This window comes from Psychrobacter sp. NG25, assembly GCF_015234355.1.
In the GTDB taxonomy this organism is placed as follows: Bacteria; Pseudomonadota; Gammaproteobacteria; order Pseudomonadales; family Moraxellaceae; genus Psychrobacter.
In genome coordinates this window covers 1-25,286 of sequence record NZ_JADGMV010000007.1, presented here as the reverse complement: position 1 = coordinate 25,286, position 25,286 = coordinate 1, and the positions used below count along the sequence as shown (strand labels likewise).

At 43.3% G+C, this 25,286-nt stretch carries 22 protein-coding genes and 1 rRNA gene; 10 read left to right on the top strand and 13 right to left on the bottom strand.

The window, feature by feature from the left end; all coding sequences use genetic code 11:
• Positions 1-47: 47 nt before the first annotated feature.
• The gene (gene acnA / locus IPZ60_RS11195; RefSeq protein ID WP_194197879.1) at positions 48-2,876 is read right to left on the bottom strand and encodes an aconitate hydratase AcnA; all 2,829 of its coding nucleotides are present in this window, start codon (positions 2,874-2,876) and stop codon (positions 48-50) included.
• Positions 2,877-3,191: 315 nt separating this feature from the next.
• Entirely contained in the window at positions 3,192-4,199 is a 1,008-nt protein-coding gene (locus tag IPZ60_RS11190; RefSeq protein WP_194197878.1) for a DUF3025 domain-containing protein, read from the bottom strand.
• A gap of 111 nt (positions 4,200-4,310) precedes the next feature.
• Between IPZ60_RS11190 and IPZ60_RS11185 the strand changes: the two genes are divergently transcribed.
• Both IPZ60_RS11185 and IPZ60_RS11180 read left to right on the top strand, forming a co-directional pair.
• Positions 4,311-5,027: a metal-dependent hydrolase gene (locus IPZ60_RS11185; RefSeq protein WP_194197877.1), complete on the top strand. Its 717-nt coding sequence runs from the start codon at positions 4,311-4,313 to the stop codon at positions 5,025-5,027.
• 45 nt (positions 5,028-5,072) lie between these two features.
• Positions 5,073-5,648, top strand: coding sequence for a YchJ family protein (locus IPZ60_RS11180; protein WP_194197876.1), 576 nt, complete (start codon positions 5,073-5,075; stop codon positions 5,646-5,648).
• Between the two features lie 24 nt (positions 5,649-5,672).
• Here IPZ60_RS11180 and IPZ60_RS11175 read toward each other — a convergent pair whose 3' ends face one another.
• The 3 genes from IPZ60_RS11175 to IPZ60_RS11165 are packed head-to-tail and all read right to left on the bottom strand — an operon-like array spanning position 5,673 to position 8,137.
• On the bottom strand, positions 5,673-6,581 hold the full coding sequence (locus IPZ60_RS11175) for a class II glutamine amidotransferase (RefSeq protein WP_194197875.1): 909 nt from the start codon (positions 6,579-6,581) through the stop codon (positions 5,673-5,675).
• Positions 6,582-6,926 (bottom strand): hypothetical protein, encoded by a 345-nt coding sequence (locus IPZ60_RS14215; RefSeq protein ID WP_227669343.1) that lies wholly within the window; start codon positions 6,924-6,926, stop codon positions 6,582-6,584. It lies immediately after the preceding gene.
• A gap of 47 nt (positions 6,927-6,973) precedes the next feature.
• Positions 6,974-8,137, bottom strand: a complete 1,164-nt coding sequence (locus tag IPZ60_RS11165) for a homoserine kinase (RefSeq protein WP_194197874.1) — start codon at positions 8,135-8,137, stop codon at positions 6,974-6,976.
• 190 nt (positions 8,138-8,327) lie between these two features.
• Here IPZ60_RS11165 and hisF point away from each other — a divergent pair, with 190 nt between their 5' ends.
• The 7 genes from hisF (at position 8,328) to glmS (ending at position 16,332) form a co-directional block, all read left to right on the top strand.
• A complete protein-coding gene (gene hisF / locus IPZ60_RS11160) occupies positions 8,328-9,110 on the top strand; it encodes an imidazole glycerol phosphate synthase subunit HisF (protein WP_110923694.1) in 783 nt (260 codons plus the stop codon).
• A 375-nt stretch (positions 9,111-9,485) separates the two neighbouring features.
• Entirely contained in the window at positions 9,486-10,007 is a 522-nt protein-coding gene (gene ribE, locus IPZ60_RS11155; RefSeq protein ID WP_194197873.1) for a 6,7-dimethyl-8-ribityllumazine synthase, read from the top strand.
• A gap of 243 nt (positions 10,008-10,250) precedes the next feature.
• Positions 10,251-11,093, top strand: a complete 843-nt coding sequence (nusB, locus tag IPZ60_RS11150; RefSeq protein WP_194197872.1) for a transcription antitermination factor NusB — start codon at positions 10,251-10,253, stop codon at positions 11,091-11,093.
• 2 nt (positions 11,094-11,095) lie between these two features.
• On the top strand, positions 11,096-12,127 hold the full coding sequence (gene thiL / locus IPZ60_RS11145; RefSeq protein ID WP_194197871.1) for a thiamine-phosphate kinase: 1,032 nt from the start codon (positions 11,096-11,098) through the stop codon (positions 12,125-12,127).
• 3 nt (positions 12,128-12,130) lie between these two features.
• Positions 12,131-12,712 carry a phosphatidylglycerophosphatase A gene (locus IPZ60_RS11140; protein WP_194197870.1) on the top strand — a complete coding sequence of 194 codons (582 nt, stop codon included), beginning with the start codon at positions 12,131-12,133 and terminating at the stop codon, positions 12,710-12,712.
• A gap of 196 nt (positions 12,713-12,908) precedes the next feature.
• Positions 12,909-14,285, top strand: a complete 1,377-nt coding sequence (glmU, locus tag IPZ60_RS11135) for a bifunctional UDP-N-acetylglucosamine diphosphorylase/glucosamine-1-phosphate N-acetyltransferase GlmU (RefSeq protein ID WP_194197869.1) — start codon at positions 12,909-12,911, stop codon at positions 14,283-14,285.
• Between the two features lie 202 nt (positions 14,286-14,487).
• Positions 14,488-16,332: a glutamine--fructose-6-phosphate transaminase (isomerizing) gene (gene glmS / locus IPZ60_RS11130; RefSeq protein WP_194197868.1), complete on the top strand. Its 1,845-nt coding sequence runs from the start codon at positions 14,488-14,490 to the stop codon at positions 16,330-16,332.
• A gap of 218 nt (positions 16,333-16,550) precedes the next feature.
• On the opposite strand, the gene IPZ60_RS11125 is transcribed toward glmS, so the two are convergent.
• The 5 genes from IPZ60_RS11125 to IPZ60_RS11105 form a co-directional block, all read right to left on the bottom strand.
• The gene (locus IPZ60_RS11125; RefSeq protein ID WP_194197867.1) at positions 16,551-17,558 is read right to left on the bottom strand and encodes an NAD(P)-dependent alcohol dehydrogenase; all 1,008 of its coding nucleotides are present in this window, start codon (positions 17,556-17,558) and stop codon (positions 16,551-16,553) included.
• Between the two features lie 380 nt (positions 17,559-17,938).
• The gene (locus tag IPZ60_RS11120) at positions 17,939-18,754 is read right to left on the bottom strand and encodes a sulfite exporter TauE/SafE family protein (protein ID WP_194197866.1); all 816 of its coding nucleotides are present in this window, start codon (positions 18,752-18,754) and stop codon (positions 17,939-17,941) included.
• 69 nt (positions 18,755-18,823) lie between these two features.
• Positions 18,824-19,336, bottom strand: a complete 513-nt coding sequence (locus IPZ60_RS11115) for a flavin reductase (RefSeq protein WP_194197865.1) — start codon at positions 19,334-19,336, stop codon at positions 18,824-18,826.
• A 52-nt stretch (positions 19,337-19,388) separates the two neighbouring features.
• Positions 19,389-20,417, bottom strand: a complete 1,029-nt coding sequence (locus IPZ60_RS11110) for a methionine synthase (protein ID WP_194197864.1) — start codon at positions 20,415-20,417, stop codon at positions 19,389-19,391.
• Between the two features lie 50 nt (positions 20,418-20,467).
• Positions 20,468-21,490, bottom strand: coding sequence for a DUF1852 domain-containing protein (locus tag IPZ60_RS11105; RefSeq protein ID WP_194197863.1), 1,023 nt, complete (start codon positions 21,488-21,490; stop codon positions 20,468-20,470).
• A 432-nt stretch (positions 21,491-21,922) separates the two neighbouring features.
• Here IPZ60_RS11105 and IPZ60_RS11100 point away from each other — a divergent pair, with 432 nt between their 5' ends.
• The gene (locus IPZ60_RS11100; RefSeq protein WP_227669342.1) at positions 21,923-23,251 is read left to right on the top strand and encodes an esterase-like activity of phytase family protein; all 1,329 of its coding nucleotides are present in this window, start codon (positions 21,923-21,925) and stop codon (positions 23,249-23,251) included.
• Positions 23,252-23,418: 167 nt separating this feature from the next.
• Here the strand turns inward: IPZ60_RS11100 and IPZ60_RS11095 are convergent, their stop codons facing one another.
• The 3 genes from IPZ60_RS11095 to rrf all read right to left on the bottom strand — a co-directional run.
• On the bottom strand, positions 23,419-24,012 hold the full coding sequence (locus IPZ60_RS11095) for a 2-hydroxychromene-2-carboxylate isomerase (RefSeq protein WP_194197861.1): 594 nt from the start codon (positions 24,010-24,012) through the stop codon (positions 23,419-23,421).
• A gap of 56 nt (positions 24,013-24,068) precedes the next feature.
• The gene (locus IPZ60_RS11090) at positions 24,069-24,797 is read right to left on the bottom strand and encodes an SDR family oxidoreductase (protein ID WP_194197860.1); all 729 of its coding nucleotides are present in this window, start codon (positions 24,795-24,797) and stop codon (positions 24,069-24,071) included.
• 379 nt (positions 24,798-25,176) lie between these two features.
• Positions 25,177-25,286, bottom strand: a 5S ribosomal RNA gene (gene rrf, locus IPZ60_RS11085); the annotation flags it as partial.

Genomic DNA, 25,286 nt, shown 5'->3' with positions numbered 1-25,286 from the left:
ACTTTGTCGAAGATTGGGCTTTTTGTCATATGAAGCTTAACTAATTACTAGCCTGCTTCTTTACTCTCAGCAGCCAGCTGACGTAGCACATAGTGCAATACGCCGCCGTGACGCACATATTCACGCTCTTTTGGCGTTTGTAGCATGACATTAACATCAAAGCTTTCAGTTGAGTCATCAGCACGTGTAGCCGTGACTGTCGCTGTTTTGCTTTCACCATTATCTAAACCAGTGATGCTAAACACTTCAGAACCGTCTAGGTTATAGGTCGCTGCATTTTCACCTTCTTTAAAGGTTAATGGCAACACACCCATACCGACTAGGTTTGAACGGTGAATACGCTCAAATGAGCTGGTCAATACTGCTTTCACACCGAGTAAAATCGTACCCTTCGCAGCCCAATCACGGCTAGAGCCAGAGCCATATTCCGCACCACCCAATACCACGAGCGGACGCTTGTCTTCTTTATACTTCATTGCCGCATCATAGATGGCCATTTCTTCGCCATCTTGGAGAGTGGCTTTATCACCATTAAAGTAATAAGTATAACCGCCCTCTTTGCCAGCCATCATCGTGTTTTTGATACGGATATTGGCAAAGGTACCACGAGTCATAACCGCATCATTACCACGGCGTGAGCCATAGCTGTTGAAATCGGCTTGTAGCACGCCACGCTCTTGCAGATACTTGCCTGCAGGTGAGTCTGGGTCGATATTACCCGCTGGTGAGATGTGATCAGTAGTGATTGAATCACCGAATAGACCTAAGATACGTGCGCCTTCGATATCAGGGATACCTTCTGGCTCCATGGTCATGCCATCAAAGAACGGTGGGTTTTTGATATATGTCGACCCTTCATCCCATGGATACAACTGACTATCTGCAGAACTAATTGCATTCCATGCTTTGCTACCTGCAAACACTTCACCGTAGTTTTTGCGGAACATATCTGCGTCGATATTATTAGCAATCAGCTCATTGATCTCTTCTGACGTTGGCCAGATGTCTTTTAAGAACACATCATTGCCATCTTGATCCTGACCCAGCGGATGCGTGGTCATATCAATATCGACCGTACCTGCCAACGCATAAGCGACAACCAACGGTGGTGAGGCTAAATAACTGGCTTTGACGTGTGAGTGAATACGACCTTCAAAGTTACGGTTGCCTGATAATACGGCAGCAGCGACTAGGTCGTTTTCTTCGATACCTTTTTCGATACTTTCAAGCAATGGTCCTGAGTTACCGATACACGTGGTGCAACCATAACCTACTAGATAGAAGCCTGTTTTTTCTAGCTCATCCATCAGCTTGGTTTTTTCTAGGTAATCGGTCACGACTTTTGAACCAGGTGCTAATGACGTTTTGACCCATGGCTTGGCTTTCAGGCCTTTAGCTGCTGCTTTTTTGGCGACTAAACCTGCACCAATCATAACCGCAGGGTTTGAGGTGTTGGTACAAGAAGTAATGGCGGCAATCACGACTGAACCATCACGTAGCTTGTGGTCTTTCTCATCGATACTAACGGTCGAGAAGACCCCATTTGCAGGCTGATAACCATCATCTTGGTCATCGTTCATTTTTGGCTGAGCTGCTAAATGTTCAGCTTGTTCTTGCTCACCGCCCTCTTGGTCAAAGCGTACTTTGCCTTCTACTTCTGACTTGCGATCTTTGGTCATTTTTTCTAACGTTTCACCGAACTTCTCATGCATATCAGACAGATTGATACGTTGCTGTGGTAAGTTTGGACCAGCAAGTGCTGGCTGTACAGAAGACAAATCTAACTCTAGCTTGCTTGAATAAGTTGCAGCTGGAGTATCAGCATCATGCCATAGGCCTTGCGCCTTGGCATACTTTTCGACCAACTCAATTTGTGCTTCATCACGACCAGATAGGCGCAGATAATCAATCGCCATTTGGTCAATTGGGAAGATACCACAAGTCGCACCATACTCTGGTGACATATTGGCAATAGTGGCACGATCAGCCAGTGGCATACTGTGCAAACCTTCGCCATAGAATTCGACAAACTTACCAACCACACCATGCGCACGTAGCATCTCGACCACACGCAATACCAAATCTGTCGCAGTGACACCTTCAGTTAGCTTGCCTTTCAACTCAAAGCCAACCACTTGTGGAATTAGCATTGAAGATGGCTGACCGAGCATGGCCGCTTCTGCTTCGATACCGCCCACACCCCAACCCAGCACGCCGATACCATTAATCATCGTGGTATGGCTATCTGTACCAAACACCGTATCTGGATAAGCCGTCAGCTCACCATCTACATCAGCAGCCATCACGACACGGGCTAGATACTCAAGATTGACCTGATGCACGATACCTGTGGCTGGTGGTACGACGACGAAATTTTCAAAAGCATTACGACCCCAATGTAGGAACTCATAACGCTCATTATTACGCTTAAATTCTATTTTTTCGTTGAGATCTAGCGCGTCTTCGCGACCATAAGCATCCACTTGCACAGAATGATCGACGACCAGCTCACTAGGGATGAACGGATTGATTTGCTCGGCCTTTCCGCCCAGCTCAACCACCGCATCACGCATCGCAGCCAAATCGACCACTGAAGGCACACCAGTGAAATCCTGCAACACCACACGTGCTGGCATAAAGGCGATTTCTTTTGACGCTTCTGCGCCTGCATCCCAGTTGGCAACGGCTTCGATGTGGTTTTTCCCGACTGATTGACCGCCGTCTTCATTACGTAATAGGTTCTCTAGTACGATTTTCATGCAAAATGGCAGTTTACTGATGTTTTCGTAGGTTTTGGTTAGCGCTGGCAAGCTGTAGTAGGCGTGTTCCTTGCCATCGACCGCAATTGTGTCTTTTACATCAAAAATATCGCTCATAGTAGCTTCCTTATCGTTGTTATATATCCTGAACATAAGCAGTCTTACGCTTGTGCTGATAATTGGTGGCTAGATAAATCCTTCATCATTATTTATTAAAGTTCATCGTTATTTGAAATGAGGAGATATAAATCTCAATAAATAAAATGGCTAAATACTTTTTAAATACTTTCTCTATCATTTAATAATAACGTTCTTTTACCATAACAAATATATCAACCTTTGTTAACGTCTAGACGTAGTCAAATCGTGGCACAATCGTAAACGTAACAAAGGCTTAGCCACTGATCCACCACTACCTTCAGTCATTTCACATTAATTACTTTCGTGGCGACGACCACTGCGAAAAACATAGTCATCATCGTAAAAACTCGGGTCAGTATTGTCTGGCCAAAAGTGTGGCACACCCAAAATAGGCAACGGTGCAAGCTGGCGCGGGGTAACATCATCTTTTGATAATAATGTGTCCATGTATTCAGCAACTTTTTCATCCAAGCAATTCATCCGCTCAGACAGTGATAATGCAAAAAAGTCCTGAGCGACATTGATAACTATACTGTGCGCACATAAGGGTTTACGCGGCTTTATCAACTGCTCAAGTAAGGCGTGACCAAAAATATATACCGCTGCTTGTGCATGGCTAGTGGGCTGTTGTGGTTCGTCCCACTTAGGGCGCGGTGTCACCAAACTTGCCTGCCAATCAAACCCAATTAACGCTTCACCAATATTTGGATCTGCCGTGACGAGCACTGCACCATTTTCATCAAATACGGTAATGGTATCGCGCACACGCCCTCTACTCGCATTGATACCTTGCGCAGCTATTTCTAGCATATGATAATAATTGAGCAACGCCTTAGTCTTCGGAAACGTCAGCCAAATACTGCCGTTAAATAAATCATGCAAATTATCACGCGTCGGGATATTGCCAGTCGTCGCAATAAAGCTTTCATATGCTTCGCCTTCAGGTAGCGCATCCTGTGAGACGAACTTTAAGGTATGGGCTTGATTATTATGAGTAGGCTTAGTCGTTGGTAGTTCTGCTTGCTCATGACTGCTCTGCCCATAACTGCTTTGCTGATTAAATGCATTGTTTAATACACCCGCAATGACATCTATCGGCTGACCCTCATATGCCATAGCATTGTTTTGTTCACTTGATGAACTTAGGCTTTGAATGGTTGCGCTGATGATGTTCAGCTGATTTATATGGCACATCCATGGTGCTTGCCAATTAATGTCAGCGAAGTTTTTATCCAGCATAGATGAGATCTCAGAAGAAACATCAGCATCAAGGGTAACGGGGGAATCAGTGGTAAGCATAGGAGCGTTCTCTGTTAAGCATTTGGCTACGCTATGGTATCATGGTGCGCTTTTTTACTGCTAGATACGCCGCTCGAAAGGTCTTTTTGAGCGCTATGGATAAATGATTTTATGGCAAATTTTAATACCCATTTAAACGTCGCATTTATGGTCAGCGGCACACTGAGTTTGACGGTTTATAAAGCTGGATTGATTGATGATTCAGGCTTTTTAGTGTGCGTGGCGCTTGGTACTATTGGTGGGTTATTACCGGACTTAGATTCTGATAATTCCACACCGATTAAGCTCGGTTTTAATATTACCTCGTTTATATTTGCCTTTGGCCTGGTCATGCATTGGCGTAGTGATTTGAGCTTACTGGCATTGATAGTATTGTGGCTAGCTGGCTACGGTTTTATGCGTTATGTGGTCTTTCATATTTTTACTACTATGACTGTGCATCGCGGCGTCATACATTCTGTGCCGTATATGGCGATACTGGGACTGGGTTTGACGTGCTTGAGCTATTATGGGGCGCAGCTGCCACTGACGACCAGCTGGTTTTACGGTTTATTCTTATTCGGCGGTGCGATGGTACATTTATCACTGGACGAGCTGTATAGTGTCAATTTATCCAATATGAAAATGAAACGCTCATCGGGTACGGCGATGAAGTTTTATAAACATGACGACAAATGGTGGTATTTATTGCTATATACCTTGCTCGCTATACTGGTCTATATGGCACCGCCTTTTGAGGCGTTTTGGGCGCAGCTACGTGACCCAGCACCATGGGCACAGCTCAAAGTTGGCATATTGCCAGAGTTAATAAAGAGCATGCTGCAATAAAAGCACCTTAAAGCCGTAAAATCCAAACGATAATTAGAGTAACCCATGCAATCTTACCCAGATACTTGCCCTTGCCAAATCAGTCCAGCATCACAATCTGTCAGCTCAGCGCTACTTTATAAAGATTGTTGCCAACCTTATCATGATAGTCTTTGTCATGAAGAAGTTGATCAATCAGATGGCATATATGCAGACTCTGCCGAGCGATTGATGCGCACGCGCTATAGTGCGTTTGTGTTGGTTAAGCCAGAGTATATCGTCAAGACTACGCTACCCGCGCAGCAAAACTTGCTTGATATTAATGCGATTGAGAGTTGGGCAAAAGAGACGGACTGGGCAGGATTGGAAATTGTAGAGCACATGCCAAAACTTGGTAAAAGACATGCACAGGTTGAGTTTAAGGCTTATTTTAAAAGCCATGAGGAAACAACTAGTAGTTTAGAAAAGAACATACAGGCACACCATGAACTGTCTGCCTTTGTAAAGGTTACAAATAAAGCCAATAATGATACGCGCTGGTACTTCTTAGATCCAACGGTTGCGATGACTGTCAGCCAAAAGCAACCGTGCATTTGTGGTTCTGGAGATAAGTTTAAACGGTGTTGTGGAATGTATATTTAAACAATATTAAATATTTGCCACTCCCTAAACACTCGCCCCAACCGCTCGTGCAATCGCAATACCTTCATCAACGGTCAAAAACTTGCGCTGGCTTGGGCTGTCTTTATAAATGACATCGCCATCTTGAAATATTAAGCATTCATTGACCGCTAACTGTTGCCATTTCTCATTTTCTGTCAATGGTACAGTGACCAAAATAGTGACTTTATCTGCATCTGTCGTCACATCGCCAAAGTTAATCGCCAAGTCATCGTCAGCCAATTTCGCTTCACCAAATGGTGCTTTACGCGTGAGATAAAATAATAAGCTACCCGCATAGGCCAGTTGCCACCTGCCATTTGATATCAAACAATTAAATAAGCCATTAGCAGATAAATAGCGGCATTGCGTGGTCAAAAAGTTAAACAGTGTCTGATCATCAGGACGAGTTTTAAAGCTGCTTTTTAGACGATTGACCAAATAACAAAATGCCATTTCGGAGTCAGTTGAACCAACTGGTTGGCAATGTGAGCCATTACCATTGTCTTGTAAGCGCTGACAGCGTTTAATAAATTCGCTATTCATCTGTCCATTGTGCGCAAACACCCACTGCTCACCCCAGACTTCACGGACGAATGGATGCGTGTTCGCCAAGCAGTTTTGCCCTTGAGTAGCCTTGCGAATATGCGCAATGACGTTCATGGCTTTGATTGGATAGTTATTGACCAAGTCGGCCACTGGTGATAAATGGCTTGGGCGATTGTCATGAAACAGACGCAGACCTGTTGAGTCATTTGCCGCTTTATCACTATTCACACAGTCACTGCGTTCAAAAAACGCAATGCCAAAGCCATCTTCGTGGCTGTCAGTCATTCCGCCGCGCTTGCGAAACCCTGCAAAGCTAAAGCCAATATCCGTTGGGGTGTTGCAGTTCATTCCTAAGAGTTGACACATTTAATCGTTACCGCCATTTTTATTATTAAGCAAATCATCATTTATTATCGGGTTGCTTTGAGTAGAGTTACTTTGAGCGTCAGATAGCGCATCAAAGTCCGCATCACTCATCTCATCCAGCAAGGCCGCGCCATCAGCTGGAATGGTCGCTAGGATACGCTGAGCTTCTGCCAAATCCGTATCTTGTACCCACAGCACCGCCCCTGAGTTCATACCAGGAATGCTACTCAGCGCTTGCATAGATACCGTAATGTTATTATTTCTCAGCAAATTGGCATGCAGCTCGCCTTGCATATTCGTGTCGTAGCGTGCCAGTTTGTGCCAGTTATCAACTTGATCGGTCATGGGATCGCCTTATGGTTTTGGTACCAGAATAAATGAATAAGCAATGCTTACGACAATTGATCCAGCGTATATTCTTTGATTGCGAACTCACTACTATTGCTCAATTTTTCACGGGCTTGCTCAGCTTGCCTGATGCTGCTAAACACACCGACTATTTGATTGTCTGATGTAGTTCTAGAAAGCACAAATACGGTGTTTTGCGATTTTTCAACATGCGCCCAGTGATAAGCGGCCAGACGTTTCATCAAGTCAGGGTTTTTGACCATGATGTTATCACCTGTACGACCTTCGGTACGGTTGTAATGGATAACATTTAAGCGTAAAAGCCAAAATATCACTGCCGCTTTGGCTAGCATAACAGGCAACGCACGTTTTTCATCAATGCCAAGTGAGCGTTTAGACTCATACCCTTGTAAGAATGCCGCCATTTTACTACGGTCAAAATTCACTGACTCGCCTTGCTCAGCCATGCCCCACGTAGTACAAAAGTCATTGATGGTAATGGCAATATCCATCACATAATGCTCAACACTGACCTCGGTAAAGTCCAATAGACCTGTAAGACGCTCTTCCCCTTTTTGCAGATTCCATAGGGTGTTGTCCGCAAACATATCCAAATGACACAAACCATTTGGCAACGTTGTCAGTGGCAACTCTGTGTAAGAGCGCCAAATATCACTCATTAACTTGGCTTCGTCACCTGGCATAAACTGCATTTCACGGTCGCGTACGTCTGCCCACGGGTATAAAGGCACGCCATACTGCTCAGCAGGTTGTAATGCTTGCAACGTCTCATGCAACATCGCTAGCGCAGCACCGATATCATGGCACATCGCTTGCGTGGTTTGTTCTGGATGCGACCCTGCTAGGCATGGCACTAGCGTAATCGCTTTATTTTCATAATGAATCACATAGCGTTTATTACTATTCGTGCCAGCATCCGAATCAGTCACAGCCAGTGGCGCGGCAACTGGTAACTTGCCATCTAGCTGATTGAGAATGACCGCCATTTTTTCGATATCAGCAGGTGGACGCTCTTCGAATAAAGTTAATACATAAGAGTATGCGCCATCTACATCGTCAGTCGTTTGAATAAACCAGTTTGAGTTTTTTATCCCTTGGGTAATCGGAATAGCACGCACGAAAGACACGCCAAAGCTCTGGCAAAAGGCGGCAAACTGGTCATCGGTTAACTGGGTATAGACGGACATGACATCTCACTTTTGGCAATTGAATAAGAAGTTAAATAGAATAAATTTGGGCGGTAATCACAGCAATTGTACCGCGCATGAGCAAACTATGGCGAAATGCATAATAATCTTACGAAAACCTGCCTGAGACGGCGGTGTTTTTGCTAGACTAGCGCCTATAGAATGAATTGATTATAAGGTGAAAGACCCTATGTTAGCAAAGCGTATCATCCCTTGTTTGGACGTTGATAATGGCCGTGTGGTCAAAGGTGTACAATTTGTCGATATTAAAGACGCAGGCGATCCTGTCGAAGTGGCCAAACGCTACAACGAACAAGGTGCTGATGAGATTACTTTTTTAGACATTACGGCGACCAATGATGAGCGCGATACCACTTATCATACCGTTGAGCGCATGGCTGAAACGGTATTTGTACCGTTAACAGTTGGCGGCGGCGTGCGTAAAATCGCAGATATCCGCAATTTGCTCAACGCGGGCGCGGATAAAGTAGCGATTAACTCAGCAGCAGTGTTTACCCCAGAGTTCGTTGGTGAAGCCTCACAGAAATTTGGCAATCAATGTATCGTCGTTGCCATCGATGCCAAGCGTGTCGCAGATATCAATGTTAATGGTATTGTCGTCCCACGTTGGGAGATATTCACTCACGGTGGTCGTAAGCCAACTGGCATTGATGCGGTTGCTTGGGCGAAAAAGATGGCGGATCTGGGTGCAGGTGAATTATTAGTCACCTCGATGGACGGCGACGGTACTAAAAAAGGCTATGACTTAGCTCTAATGCAACAAATTACTAGCCAAGTAAATGTACCAGTCATCGCCTCAGGCGGCGTCGGCAACTTACAACATTTAGCCGAAGGCGTATTAGAAGGCGGCGTCGATGCGGTACTCGCAGCCAGTATCTTCCATTTTGGTGAATACACAGTACAAGAAGCCAAAGCCTATATGGCCGCGCAAGGGATACAGATGCGTTTATAGTCAATCATATATAAATTAGATATAGCATTAGGCGTGGTGAACCTAGTATTTTTAATGTTTTCACTCGCCTACCCTGTATTTAAATGTGATTGAGCCGACTAGGGTGTATTGAAGATTCGACCATGGCAGTACCCATTTATAAATGTCTAATACGCCCCATATAACACACTGGTAAAATACAAATAAATTAGAAAAAAATGTTATCATAGAGCTAACCACTTATTTTCGTTCATTTAACTGCCGATTTCTTTGATTATCAGTATCTATTGAATAACAAGCTAAACAATCGAACCTGTTATTTGAACGCATCACTATATTTAGCGACTCATTTACGCCCACATCTTTATTAAAAGCCAAATAAGCAAAGGATTTTTTATGTCAAATCTACAACAGCAACGCAATGACGTGACTCATATAGACGGTAACTTACATCAAAACAAAGACGTTCGTATTGGTATCGTAGTCGGTCGTTTTAATGGTTTTGTGGTTGAATCATTGGTAGATGGTGCAATTGATGCACTACTACGTCATGGTGTATTGGGTAGCAATATTACTGTTATTCGTGTGCCTGGTGCTTTTGAATTGCCATTGGTTGCCCAGCGTGCCGCTGAGTCTGATCGCTTTGACGCCATCGTTGCGTTAGGTGCGATTATTCGTGGTAGCACGCCGCATTTTGACTTCGTCGCTAGCGAATCTGCAAAAGGCTTAAGTGCTGTAGCGATGGATTACAACATTCCAGTCGCAAACGGCGTATTGACCACTGATAGCATTGAACAAGCCATTGAGCGTGCTGGCACGAAAGCTGGTAACAAAGGCTCAGAAGCAGCAATGGTTGTCATAGAAATGCTTGCTGTCTTATCACAGTTAGATATTGACGACGAAAGTGATGACGCTTAGTTTTATTGACTGTTAGTATTGACCACTAGACAGTATCGATTCGACTGTCTATCGGTTTTATTAGCACAGGTAAGCAGTGCTATTTAAGCAGCATTTATAAGTAATATTATTTATGAAGTTGATGGGGTTATGGTTATTACGATAGCCCTCACCCTGTAACTCCAGTATCCAAGACTGACTGGCAAAACGCGCCAGCCGACCACTATTTAACATTCTATTTCAAAACTCAGGTATTGACCCCTTATGACTGACCAACTCAAGCACGCTATTAATGCTGCGAAAACCGCACAAATCAACGATAAACAAGCGGAAGCTACTCGTATAGCGAGCAGCAGTGCGGGTGATCAAACCTTCGATATGAGTGAGTCTTCTTATAAGACCAGTCACACTGCCATTCGTAAGGCGCGCCGCTTTGCGATGCAAGGGCTATACGAGTGGCTCGTCACTGATCGCCGTTTTGATGTAGACGGCAAGCTTGGTTGGAAAGCCAATGCACCGCATGATATCGCTGCCCGTACGCGCGCGACTAATGCCATGCACACTGTGCATATCGGCTACTATCACGAAATGATGCGTGATATCCCAGAGCAAATTGAAGCGTTGGATGCTCTAATTCTTCAGCATCTTGATCGCGACATTGATAAGTTGGACACCGTTGAGCACGCTATTTTGCTTATTGGTACTTATGAGCTGCAGAATCGCTTAGAGATTCCTTATAAGGTAGTACTTGATGAAGCGATGAAGCTCAACAACCATTTTGGTGCCACTGACGCGCATAAATTGATCAATGCGGTATTAGATAGAATGGCCGTTGAACTACGCGCTACTGAAGTAGAATCAGACACCAAAGCCAACCTGCGCACGTCACAAAAATCAGCGGCTAAACAGGCTCAAGCAAAACCAGCTGATAGCACAGAAGCTACAAATGAAAGCACTATTGATGACAGCCCAACTGCATCAAACAAACCTCGTATTAGCGCAAATAATACTAGTGTCAAACGCAATAGCGCCAGTAAAGCCAGTGCAAATATTAGTGATTTTAAGGCGAGCAAAAAAGACGCTGACGATGCTAAAAACCAAGACTAGCCATGAATGAATTTGAGCTGATTAAGCGTATATTTTCGCAAATACAAGCGGCAAATGCACCATTAACGGGTATCGAAAAAGGTATCGGTGATGATGCAGCTGTCATGGCCTTGCCAGCAGGGTCACGATTAGTCAGCTGTATTGATACATTGGTTCAAGGTCGACATTTTAATGCTGATTGGCAGCAAGTCAACGAGCTGGCATTTGCGATCGGTTATAAATCGGTCGCCGTCAACGTCTCAGACATTGCCGCGATGGGTGCAACCCCGCATAGTATTCTATTGGCATTAGCATTACCTAAGCAACTTGCCAATGAAAAATGGCTCACCGAATTTGCCAAAGGCTTATTTCATGCCTGCCAGTTATTCGGTGTTGCCCTTATTGGCGGTGATACCACACGCAGTGATAATTTAGTACTGAGTATCAGCGCGCAAGGATTGCTTGCCGCAGACACGCCGGCTGTATATCGTTCAGGTGCACAAGTTGGTGATAAGATTTATGTATCAGGGACGCTTGGCGATGCCAGTTATGCCCTGCAACATCCTGACAGTACCCAAGGTAAAGAGTTGGCTCACAGGTTACATATGCCGACTCCACGTATTGCGCTAGGCGCAGCATTGGCCAAACTTGGCGCAACGGCGATGATAGATATCTCTGATGGTCTCTATCAAGATATCGGCCATATCTGTCAACAAAGCAAAATAGGTATGCACATTGATGTGGAGAAGCTACCTACTAGCGAACCATTGGCAACTATTGATTTATCTGAGCGCTTGTTGTGCCAACTAGCAGGTGGCGACGATTACGAGTTAGCTTTTACTTTACCTGCCCATATTGAACCACCTATTGGCAATACACCTGTTACCTGTATCGGTGAGGTAATTGCACTGGCAGACGGTATAGAGATAGATGCAAACAGGTCTATAGCATTACACCCTACACTGTATTATCAAAATCAGCCAATCACACCCACTCAGCATGCGCCATTTGCCACATGGCCCAATCTTACTGGTTACCAACATTTTACAGGTTAGCCCATGACTGATCACGATTTATCCAAGCCTGATATCAGCAAAGCCAATGACTGCCCACCATTGCCTAAAAATGCCAGTGCTCTTGACCGTATGGTCTATTGGTTAGGTATTGGTTTGGGCAGTGGTCTGCCGCGCCGTGCACCTGGCACTTGGGGTACTGTTGGTGGGTTAATCATCGCCATACCGCTGATGAGCTTGGGCTTCATACCTTTTCTAATTCTGACAATTCTATCTTGTATTTTTGGCGTTTGGATCTGCGGACGTACTTCTGAGCTGATGCAGGGTCATGATGACCCGCATATCGTCTGGGATGAATGGTCTGGTATCTGGATTACCCTGCTGCCTTTCTCTTACATGGGTGTCGCAGCCACAAACTTTTGGCAAGATGTCTCTCAAGAGCTTTCTATTTTCGCCATTGTTATCGCTTTTATACTCTTTCGGTTTTTTGACATTATTAAGCCACCGCCGATTGGCTGGGCCGATAAAAAGGTCGCTGGTGGGTTAGGTATTATGCTTGATGACATCATCGCAGGTATCATGGCAGCAGTGTTATGGGTAGTGGTTATGTTTGGTGTGCTGTTATAAATAACCCTAGCCGTATGATAGTGAGTGACCACAACGTAACCTCTTATGCTAGCAATTTGAATGCTATCCTCTTGCATAGAGAATTTATTTATCGTTATTAGATTCTATTACAAATGCCTGCACATTCCAGCATTTTTTTAACTGAACATTTGCGTTATAATCCAATATTATACTTTGTTACATTTGTAGGGCTACTATGACATCTCCTCTCTCGGTAATTATCCTCGCTGCTGGTAAAGGCACGCGTATGCAATCAGCTAAGCCAAAAGTCCTTCAGACCTTGGCAGGTAAATCTTTGCTGAGTCACGTCTTAGACACGTGTCATAAGCTAACTGTCAACGAGACCATTATTGTTCATGGCTTTGGCGGCGACCAAGTTAAATCGGAAATTATCGACCAGTATACGCAATCGCCAATTACTTGGGTTGCGCAGACTGAACAGCTAGGTACAGGCCATGCGGTCAAAGTGACGCTGTCTGATTTACCGAAAGAAGGACAAAGCCTTATTCTCTATGGTGATGTGCCTTTGGTGAGCCATCAAACCCTATCAGCACTGAAGACAGCCAATACTAATGGCATGTCTATGCTGACTTTGACGGTAGACAATCCATTTGGATTAGGCCGTATCAAACGTGATCATGTAGGCAATATCACTGCCATCGTTGAACAAAAAGATGCCAGTGCTGACGAACAACAGATTCAAGAGATTAATAGCGGCATTTATTGTGTCGATAATGCTCTACTGCATAAATACTTACCCGAACTGTCTAACGACAACGCGCAACAAGAATACTATCTTACCGATATTGTCAAAATGGCAGTCGCTGATGGCATCACGATTGCGGCGATTGAACCTGAGCATACCTTTGAGATTGAAGGTGTCAATAACCGTCAACAGCTTGCCAGCTTAGAACGTACATGGCAAACTAAACTAGTATCTGACTTGCAAGAAGCGGGCGTGCAGTTTGCTGACCCTACCCGTGTCGATATTCGTGGTACGTTGACAGCAGGTCAAGATGTGTTTATCGACGTCGGTGTTGTATTTGAAGGCAACTGTACGCTAGGTGACAACGTCTATATTGAAGCAGGCTGTGTTATTAAAAACTCACAACTCGGTAATGCTTGTCATATAAAGCCTTACTGCGTCATCGATCGTGCTGAGATTGGTGCGGGTGTCGACGTTGGTCCATTTGCCCATTTGCGCCCTGAGACAGTGTTGTCTGATAACAGTAAAGTCGGTAATTTTGTAGAAATTAAAAAATCGACCATCGGTCAAGGCAGCAAAATAAACCACTTAAGTTACGTCGGTGATGCCACCGTCGGTACGGGCGTCAATATCGGTGCTGGTGTCATCACTTGTAATTATGATGGGGTTAATAAATCAAAAACCATCATTGAAGACAATGCCTTTATCGGTTCGAATGCTAGCTTAGTCGCGCCAGTAACGATTGGTGAAACTGCAACAGTCGCGGCAGGCTCTGTAATTACCAAAAACGTGGACGCTAGTGCATTGGCATTTGGTCGCGCGCGACAAACACAAAAAGACGACTTTCAACGACCAACTAAAAAGTAATCGATGCGCCAATCGTTAAGTCAGTAGCAGTCAGACTTAAACAAATTAAGCAGCGCGGCAATCTTTGTGGTGCTGCTTAATTATATCTAACACGCTATAAAGTTAACGGCTTATCCGCCAACCAGCTTGTTGATTGGTAAAGCACCTCTATATAGAAAAGTTAACATCTAGAAACATCAAAAATTAAACTTAAGGAATAGCCATGTGTGGAATTGTAGGGGCAGTTGCTGAACGTAATATCGCCAATATCTTGCTTGAAGGTCTTAAGCGTTTAGAGTACCGCGGCTATGATTCTGCTGGCTTAACTGTCATTCGTGATGGTGAATTACACCGTGAGCGCCAAGTGGGTAAAGTACAGGCGTTGGTCGATGCGGTCGCAGTCAGTCCAGAGTTTTTTGATGGCCATATCGGTATCGCTCATACACGTTGGGCGACGCATGGCGAGCCAGCACAGCGCAATGCACACCCGCATGTCTCAGGCAAAATCGCTGTGGTACACAATGGTATCGTAGAAAATTATGCTGAGCTCAAAGAAGCGCTGATAGCAAAAGGCTATGAATTTACCTCACAGACAGATACTGAAGTCGTCGCGCACCTGATTAATGACATTTACAAAGCAACGCCTGACTTGCTAGAAGCCGTTCGTACTGTTATTCCGCTATTACATGGTGCCTTTGCTCTTGGCATCGTACATACCGATTATCCAGATGAGCTTATTACCGTGCGTTTAGGCTCGCCATTGGTGATTGGAGTGGGTATCGGTGAAAACTTTATCGCCTCAGATCAGTTGGCACTATTACCAGTCACTAACCGCTTTATGTATTTGGAAGAAGGTGATATCGCTAAATTGACTCGTAACAGTATTCGAGTCTATGCAGATGGAGTGGAAGTTACGCGTCAAATACATGAAATTGATGCAACCCAACACAATGCTGACAAAGGCGAATTCAAACATTATATGCTCAAAGAAATCTATGAGCAGCCAGATGCCGTCGCACGTACCCTTGAAATGGGCATAGATAAAAGTGAAACCTCTAAACTGCGTGATGATTTTTTGCAACGTCATGAAACGCAGCTAGCAGGTATTCGTCAAGTTCAAATTCTTGCTTGTGGTACCAGCTATCACTCAGGTCTGGTCGCAAAATATTGGTTTGAAAGCCTTACCCGTATTCCCTGTTCGGTTGAGGTAGCCAGTGAGTTTCGTTATCGTCATCCCGTAGTGGTTGATAACTCACTAGTCATTTGCATCTCTCAGTCTGGTGAAACTGCCGATACATTATCTGCGCTCCGTGACATTCAAAAGCATACACCAGCGGGTCTGGTAAGCCTGGCATTATGTAATGTTCCTACTTCATCATTGGTCCGCGAAACCGATATTTTCTTGCCGACACTAGCAGGTCCTGAGATTGGTGTCGCATCGACTAAAGCATTTACTGCTCAGCTTGCAGCACTCATTCTATTAGTCATGAAGGTCGGTGTCATTCAACAGCGTATGACCAGTGATTATTTAAGTACACTGATTGGCGAGCTACAACTGCTGCCGGGCCAACTACATGCTAGCTTAAACCTTGATGCACCTATCAAGACGATGAGTGAAAGCTTTGAAGATAAAAGAAGCTGCTTATTCTTAGGCCGTGGCTTACAGTTCCCTATTGCATTAGAAGGCGCATTAAAGCTTAAAGAAATTTCGTATATTCATGCAGAAGGCTATGCCGCAGGGGAGCTAAAACATGGCCCATTGGCATTGGTTGATAAAGACATGCCAATCGTCGTACTAGCGCCTAAAGACAGCATGTTTGATAAACTCAAAGCCAACATGCAAGAGGTACACGCGCGTCATGGTGAGTTGTTTGTGTTTGCCAGTGAATCTAGTCAGATGATTGCACAAGATAGATTGCATGTGGTTTATGTACCGGATGTTTGTGAGACACTAGCGCCTATTGTCTATAGCGTACCTGTGCAGCTATTGTCGTATCATGTAGCCGTTATGCGTGGTACTGACGTCGATCAGCCACGTAACCTTGCTAAATCGGTGACTGTGGAATAATTGTTGCCAAGATATAATTATGATTTGTCTGCGAGTAATAAAGTATCATACTGAGTAATAAAGTATCATCGTATTGATTATGACGTTTACCCCTGCTGTTGCTAATTCAATAGCAGGGATTTTTCGTTCAACAACATCATAAATTTGAATAAAAAAATAGCGATATTCTATCTATAAAATAGAGTATCGCTACCATGATTGAATATGATTGGTTTTAATTATTCTTGGTCTCTTTCTAATACTACTCTATAGCGAGCATTGCCACTTTCTAATCTTGCAAACGCTTCGTTTATCTCAGACATTTTGTACGTTTCAGTCACTGGCTGAATATTGTGACGTGCGGCAAAATCTAACATTTGACGAAGGGTAGACGGTGACCCAGCTGGCGAACCTGACACGCTATTTTGAGCCATAATCAGTGGTGCAGCTGAAATCTCTAGCGGGGCAGCCAGCAGTCCAACAAAATGCAACCGACCTTTAGGTTTCAAGGTTTTGATAATGGCGTTCCAATTCATGTCAACGTTCACAGTCGAGATAACCAAATCAAAAGAGCCTGCCGCTGCTTCAATGTCGCTCTCATTTCTTGAATTTAGGCTATGGTGCGCACCCAATTCTTTTGCTTCTTCCATTTTTGATTCGCTGGTGAATGCTGTTACTTCACAGCCCCATGCATTGGCAAATTGTAGTGCCAAATGACCTAAGCCACCAATACCAATAACCGCCACTCTAGAAGTTGGTTTGATATCGTATTGCACCAATGGGTTAAACACTGTGATACCGCCACAAAGTAATGGCCCCACTGCATTGAAGTCCAAGCCTTCTGGAATTTTAATAACACTGGTGTCTTTTGCACGTACTTTATCTGCAAATCCACCGTGGTTACCAATAATAGTGCCTTCTTGCTCAGCACATAAATTGTGGTCACCACTCATACACAAATCACAAACGTTGCAATAGCCTTTGTGCCAGCCCAAACCGACTTTATCACCAAGCTCTAAGTGTGTAACATGCTGACCCTTTGCCAGTACTTTACCTGCCACCTCATGGCCACCCACGAACGGATATTGGGTCATGCCCCACTCATTTTCCCACATAGATAAATCACTGTGACAAACGCCACAGCTGTGTACTTCAATTTCTACTTCGTGATTGCCTAGCGTGCCAGGGTCGTATTGGTAAGGGCTGAATTCTCCGCCTTTTTCTTTTGCTGCATATGCATTAATCATGGTTATTCCTTATTATTAGAATCGGTCAGCGCGTTTTTATCAAGTAAAAAAGGCACTCATTATCGAGACTGTCTCAGCACTTGTTTAAACAACGGTTTCAACAGTAATACTCACAAGTAGACCGCTCAACTTGAACAAGCTAAGATTACCATAATACCGAGACATATCGGCAAAACGAGACGAATCACCAACACGAGTATAAACAGAACTCATCATACAAAATAAAGGTTGTGAGGCTTTATGGTGTGAGTATCAATAGAAAGGTCATGATAAAAATCGATATAAAAAACTAAGGGTCAAAGCAATAGTTGACTATCACTTTGACCCTCGATTCATTATTAGCATTCGTATTTATGAGTTGATAATCTGATTCTTTATACTCAAACCAGTCCTTTATAAAGAAAATAGCATCCCACTATGGTCAACAATACCGCAAAACACTTTTTTAATAATTGTGGTGATAGTATATGAGCCACTTTCGCACCTATCTTTGCGGTAAAAAAGCTCATGATACTGATACCTAAAAAGGCATAAATGTGGACAAAACCAATCGTATTGGGTACATCTACTTGCTGCTTCATTCCAAAAAACATAAACCCTAACGCACCTGCAATGGCAATAGGTAGACCGCACGCTGCTGACGTACCCACTGCTTTTTGCATAACCACACCGTAGCGCGTGAGATAAGGTACGGTTAAACTGCCACCGCCGATGCCAAAGATGGCAGAAGCAATACCAATAACCCCGCCTGCCGCCAGTTGCTTAGGTTTTGAAGGCAATACTGTATGAATATTACCAGTATCGCTAGTGGTTTTCTTTTTACCACCCTTAAACATTTTAAAGGCAACCCAAAGCAGAAACACACCAACGATGAGCTGAAGATATAATCCAGATATCTGTCCTGCTATCCCTGCCCCTAAAAAACACCCTATCGCTAGGCCTGGTGCCAGATTTTTAAAGACAGGCCACATAACTGCGCCTTTTTTATTGTGCGCCATTAACGAGCTGATAGACGTGATAATAATGGTCGCAAGCGAAGTCCCCAAGGCCAAATGCATAATAGTGTCAGCAGGATAGCCCATTTGGGTAAAGACAATGAATAATAGTGGCACGATGATGGTTCCACCGCCCACACCGAAAAGCCCTGCAGCAAATCCTGCTAGAGCACCTATGATTAAAAAAATGATTAATTCCACGGATTATTTACTTCTTAGTTAGATTTGGTGAAATGCTTACTATATTTTTTTGATAATGAGATAGCTGACTTAAGCAATGTCTACTTGAGCCATCTGCCCCACTTGGTGATAAGCACGATTAAAATAAACCAAGCTTTCCTCTCGTATACCTTGTTGGACAGATTGTTTGATAGCGACAACGCGACACATAAACACACTGTGTGTACCAACCTCTTGAATATGCTCTATCTCACAGTCAAAACTGACCAACGCATCTTCTAATACAGGGGCGCCTGTTTGCAATTGCGTCCAAGCGCCATATTCAAAGCGCGCTGCTGAATGCAATTTAGAAGCGAATGCATTAGATATCTGTTCATGCCGTGCACCCAACACATTAACACTTAAGATTTTATTTTCAATAAAGTAGCCATGTGATCGAGACGTCTGATTCATACAGACAAGCAAGGTCGGCGGCGTATCTGTGACGCTACATACTGCAGATGCCGTAAATCCATGAAGACCAGATGGGCCTTCTGTGGTGACAACACTTACTGCGGTTGTCAATAAAGACATGGCATCTCTAAAGTCAGTTGCTTCAATCATATCTTAAGTCCTAAATTTCAGATCAGTAAACACTCATGTGTACCAATAAACGCTAGGCAGTCAGCTCTTGACGAACAATCTGTGCGCCTGCACTTAATGCATTTAGCTTGCCTCTTGCAACTTGGCGAGACAACGGTGCCATACCGCAATTGGTTGCAGGATACAGCTTGTCAGCATCGACAAATTGTAGCGCTTTGCGTAGCGTATTTGCTACCTCTTCTGGTGTCTCAATAGTATTGGTTGCCACATCAATGGCACCAACCATTACCTTTTTACCGCGAATCAATTCAATCAAATCCATAGGCACACGTGAGTTTTGACACTCTAGTGAGATAATATCGACTTTCGACTGCTGTAATTTGGGAAAAGCTTTCTCATATTGGCGCCACTCTGAACCCAGTGTCTTTTTCCAATCGGTGTTGGCTTTGATGCCATAGCCGTAGCAAATATGGACAGCCGTTTCACATTTCAAACCTTCCAGGGCACGCTCTAAAGTGGCTATACCCCAGTCATTCACCTCATCAAAAAACACGTTAAAGGCAGGCTCATCGAATTGAATGATATCAACACCAGCAGCCTCTAGCTCTTTCGCTTCTTGATTAAGGATTTTGGCAAATTCCCAAGCCAGTTTTTCACGACTTTTATAATGACCATCATACAGTGTATCAATCATCGTCATTGGCCCTGGTAGCGCCCACTTGATTGGCTGATTGGTCTGCTGACGTAAAAATTTAGCATCTTCTACAAATACTGGCTTTTGGCGACTCACTGCGCCAACAACAGACGGCACGCTCGCATCATAGCGATTACGGATTTTGACCGTCTCACGCTTTTCAAAATCGACGCCATCCAGATGCTCAATGAAAGTGGTCACAAAGTGCTGACGGGTCTGTTCGCCATCACTGACGATATCAATCCCTGCGTGTACTTGTTCTTGTAGTGATAACCGTAGAGCATCTTGTTTGGCTTCAATCAACTGCTCACCTTCTAATGCCCAAGGTGACCAGATTTTCTCCGGTTCTGCTAGCCAAGAAGGTTTCGGTAAGCTGCCAGCGGTTGAGGTCGGTAATAATAATTTCATGTGATTCATCTTCTTATTTATTTTTTATTATGTTAATTAGTGAGGATCAGTTAGGCAGCTTGTTGTTTAGCCACATTTTTTTTGGCCCCTTCACTTGTCACATCGTAGCTTGCAGCCCACTCTTCCAGAATAGCTTGGTGAGGCTTAATGAACTGTTCTTCAGTGAATTTGCCTTGTGTCACTGCCATCTGGCTACGCTCGGCGCGGTCATACACAATTTGAGTCAGTGAGTAATCTTGGTACTTTAAGCTCGGTTGATACACTTCACCTGCGCTCGAGTTGGCATTATAAATCTCAGGACGGTAGATTTTTTGGAACGTCTCCATCGTACTGATAGCGCTTATCAGCTCAAGATCAGTGTAATCACTTAGCAAGTCGCCGGCAAAATAAAAGGCTAAAGGTGCCGCACTATTTTCAGGCATAAAGTAACGAACGGTTAAGCCCATCTTATGAAAATAATCATCAGTCAACGAATAGTCATCTTGTCTGTACTCAACGCCTAAAACAGGATGCTGGTTGGCTGTACGATAGTAGGTTTTACTGGTTGAGACACTCAGACAAATCACAGGTTTTTTATGAAAACTAGCGTTGTATGCTTCTGAGTTCAATAAGTATTGGAACAGTTTGCCATGCAACTCACCAAAATTATCTGGCGTTATTGATGCTAAATTTTTATCACGATGCTCTGGCAATACCACGCTAAAATCGTAGTCACGTACATAAGAAGAGAAGCTATTACCAATCATACCGTCAATACGTTTGTTATCTTTATGATCAACTATCGTTGTTTGTAACGTCTCAATAATTGGGAATGTATGACCATTACCTTCGACATCCATATCGACAGAAATGATATCGACCTCGACAGAATAACGGTCTGCTGTCAGGTTATCCCAATGCGCCAACGCGTTAAAGCGGTTATTTATCATGCGTAGCGTTTTACGTAAATTTTCTTCGCGGTGCTCACCACGTGCCAAATTCGCAAAGTTAGTCGTCAAACGCGTGCTGTCTGCAGGCTGATAGTTTTCGTCAAAACGAATGCGCTTAATTGAACAGGTAAATTCTTTACTCATGGGGATCTGCTACCTTAATCTATTCTCATTATCTGAGACAAAACCAAATTTGTGTATGGAATAGATTATGCCCGAATCGCAACATGAATAAAAACGACTTAATTTAAATAAAAGATGAATTTAATTCATTTATATAGTTTAATAGTATAAAGAGTATTGGATAGTGTCAGTATTGATTATCTATTCAACTAAATAGTTGAATCTCTAGATGCCTAATTTAACTGAGCGTATAGACATAAATAGGCATAACCATATTGCTTTCATATTATCGTAAGCCACATTGACCATCCTATTCAGCGTGAGTCTTGATGTCATTAAACAGACATACTTCATAGCCATAATTTAATCTTCTTGATTAACGATCAGCAATAATAAATTGAAGAATTGGAGAAAAAAATGTACACAAGAAGGGCTAATTTTTTGAGAATAAGTATGGCTATCATCGCCACAACTGGTATTGGTCAGTTAGCAACAGCAGCGGATGCCTACCCTGCTGAATTGGTCTCACATGCCCTACTACCCTCTCAAACATTTATCTCTGCTCCAACTGATGCGCCCAAAGATTTGCAAGTCAGTGGTAAATACACTACGGGGCAATTGGTTGAACAACTTGGCAGTGTTGAAGGTAAATCGGCAGATCGTCCCACTGGTATCAAGCTGCCATTTCCAGGACAACCTGTGCAAGGACATTCTGGTATTAAATATATGCCTGATGGCAGTTATTGGATATTGACCGATAATGGTTTTGGTAGTAAAGCCAATTCACCAGATGCCATGTTATTCATGCGTCAGTATCGAATGGATTGGGATAAAGGGGTTTTTGAACCTATACAAACTATTTTCTTTAATGATCAGAATAAAGTGATACCTCACCGAATTACGCATCAAGACAGTAATCGCCGCTATTTAACAGGATCTGATTTTGATCCAGAAAGTTTCCAAATCATTGATGGTGATATTTGGGTCGGTGAAGAGTTTGGCCCATGGTTACTAAGATTTGACAGCAAAGGCACACTTAAAGCCATATATGACACAAAAGTAGATGGGGAGACCGTACATTCTCCAGACCATCCCACCTTACAATTACCAAGCAAACCCGATGACAATCTACCGTTATACAGTATTAAACGCTCTAAGGGCTTTGAAGGTATGGCATCAGCCCCAAATGGACGTTATTTATATCCTATGTTAGAAGGCGCTGTTTATAACCAAAAGCGTCAAGAATATGATTCAGTCGATGGTCAGAACTTCTTGCGCATCTTACAGTTTGATACCAAGCGTAATACCTATACTGATAAGAGCTGGAAATACATACTTGATAATAACGAGTATGCGATCGGAGACTTTAATATGATCGATGATACTTATGGTTTGATTATTGAACGAGACAATTTAGAAGGTGTAAGCGATAGAGCGTGCCAAACAGCAGCTGTAGATAAAAGTCAGTGCTTTGACAAACCAGCCGTATTCAAACGTATATACAAGGTCAAATTAGACCCTAAAAGTCAGATCGCTGAAAAAGTGGCGTACATTAATTTGATGGCTATTAAAGATACCAAGGGCGTGGCTAAAAAACCTTTAGTAGGTGATAAATTTGTATTTCCATTTTTTACTATTGAAAATGTAGACATCATCGATGAAAGCCACATCGTGGTAGGTAATGATAACAACCTGCCTTTTTCCTCTAGCCGAGACCCAAATCGAGCAGATGATAACGAACTATTATTGTTAGAGGTCAAGGATTTTTTACAGGCGAAATAAATTGCCATTAGTGCTTGTAGTAGATCATAACTAAACTAGAAGTTAGAAAGGCTTCAGCTATAAGACACCAAAATAAACCCCTGCTATTTTCAATATTAGCAGGGGTTTTCTATGCATTTAAAGAACCATCATTAAGGTACTTTCAGTTCATACATTAATACTATCCATTAGAGTGAGTCTTTTAAAGCATCCTCAACGAAATTCAAACGATCTTGTCCAAAGAACATTTCATCATTTACAAAGAAACTCGGTGCACCAAATACACCTCGCGATACAGCTTCCTCAGTAGTCGCTTTCAAACGCTCCTTGATCTCAATATCGCTTATACGTGTCATAAAATCAGTGGCATCAATACCAGCTCTAACCAAAGCTTCAGCGACTACCTCTGATGATTCCATATTGAGCTTTTCAGCCCATAAAGCATTAAAGATGGCCGTCAGACAACTTGGAAACTCAGGTTCCCCTAGGTAGGCAGTAATACCTCGCATGAGATGCATGGTATTTAACGGAAAAAATGGATTGAAGTTAAATGGTACCTCGTAAATATTCGAGAAGCGCTTAAGGTCTGTGAGCATATAAGCACCTTTCGCAGGTACTGCAGCTGGTGAGGTATTGCCAACCGCTTGAAAAACGGCTCCAAGCAACATAGGTCGCCAAATAATTTCAGCATTGTGACGCTGTGCTATGCTCTCTAATTGTGTCCATGCCAAATAACTGGCTGGACTGCCCACATCAAAGAAAAATTCTATTTGTTTACTCATCTTTGCATTCCTTGCAATGTATATTAAAACCTTGGGGATTTATCGTTAGATAAATGTTAGAAAGTTTCCATCCACGGGCGTAAATCCAGCTCATGCGTCCAACTGTCTCTCGGTTGACAGTGTAATTGCCAATACTGCTCAGCGATATGCTCAGGATTCAAGATGCCATCTTGGTCTTTAATTGCATAGCGCTCCGGAAAATTGTCACGGATAAATACCGTATCAATAGCACCATCAATAATAGGGTGCGCCACATGTATACCTTTTGGTCCTAACTCACGTGCCATGCTTTGCGCCAAAGCACGTAACGCAAATTTAGCGCTAGCAAAAGCCGAAAAATCTTTACTGCCTCGCAAAGAAGCTGTTGCTCCAGTGAAAATAATCGTGCCTTTTCCACGTGGAATCATAACTTTTGCAGCTTCTCTACCTGTCAAAAATCCAGATAGTGCTGCCATTTCCCATACTTTTCGAAAGACTCTTTCTGTGGTATCAATAATTGAGAAGTGTACATTTGCACCGATATTAAATACCACTACTTCAATCGGTCCAATATCCTTTTCAATATGAGCGAATAACTCGACCATCTCTTTTTCTACACGCGCATCACAACCAAATGGGTTGGCTACTCCACCAGCTGCTTCAATGTCACCAACTAACGTGTCAAGTTTATCAACACTCCTTCTAGTCACGCATAAGGTAAAACCTTCTCTTGCAAAACGTTTTGCAACAGCACTGCCAGTGGCATCGCCTGCCCCAATGACAACCGCTACGGGTGCTCTATGCATGTCTATTTCCTTATAGATTTCTTTTTAGAACTAACAAAAATGTAGCCTTATTTATGGATACTGTCAAGCTAACCTATTATTCAATGATGAAGGAAATAGTATGTGCGTTGGGATGAACTTGCTAAGCATTTTTGCTCAATGCCTCGTACGTTAGCCATTTTTTCCAAAATCAAGCAAAAGAAAACCCCCAACGCGTGAGCGTTGGGGGTTTAACTTTGAATAGAGAGCTGACGATGACCTGAGCGCCGTAAAAATTGCATGCCAATTTTAGGCAGCGCAAGAGCAACTCCTTTAAATAGGATTTGCTACGTAGGTCACTAGGAATAAAAGATAAAAAAAAGAGCCACCCAATTAAGGATGACTCTTTTTAAGTATAAGAAGCTGACGATGACCTACTCTCACATGGGCGAACCCACACTACCATTGGCGCTACGATGTTTCACTTCTGAGTTCGGGAAGGGATCAGGTGGGGCCATCGCGCTATTGTCG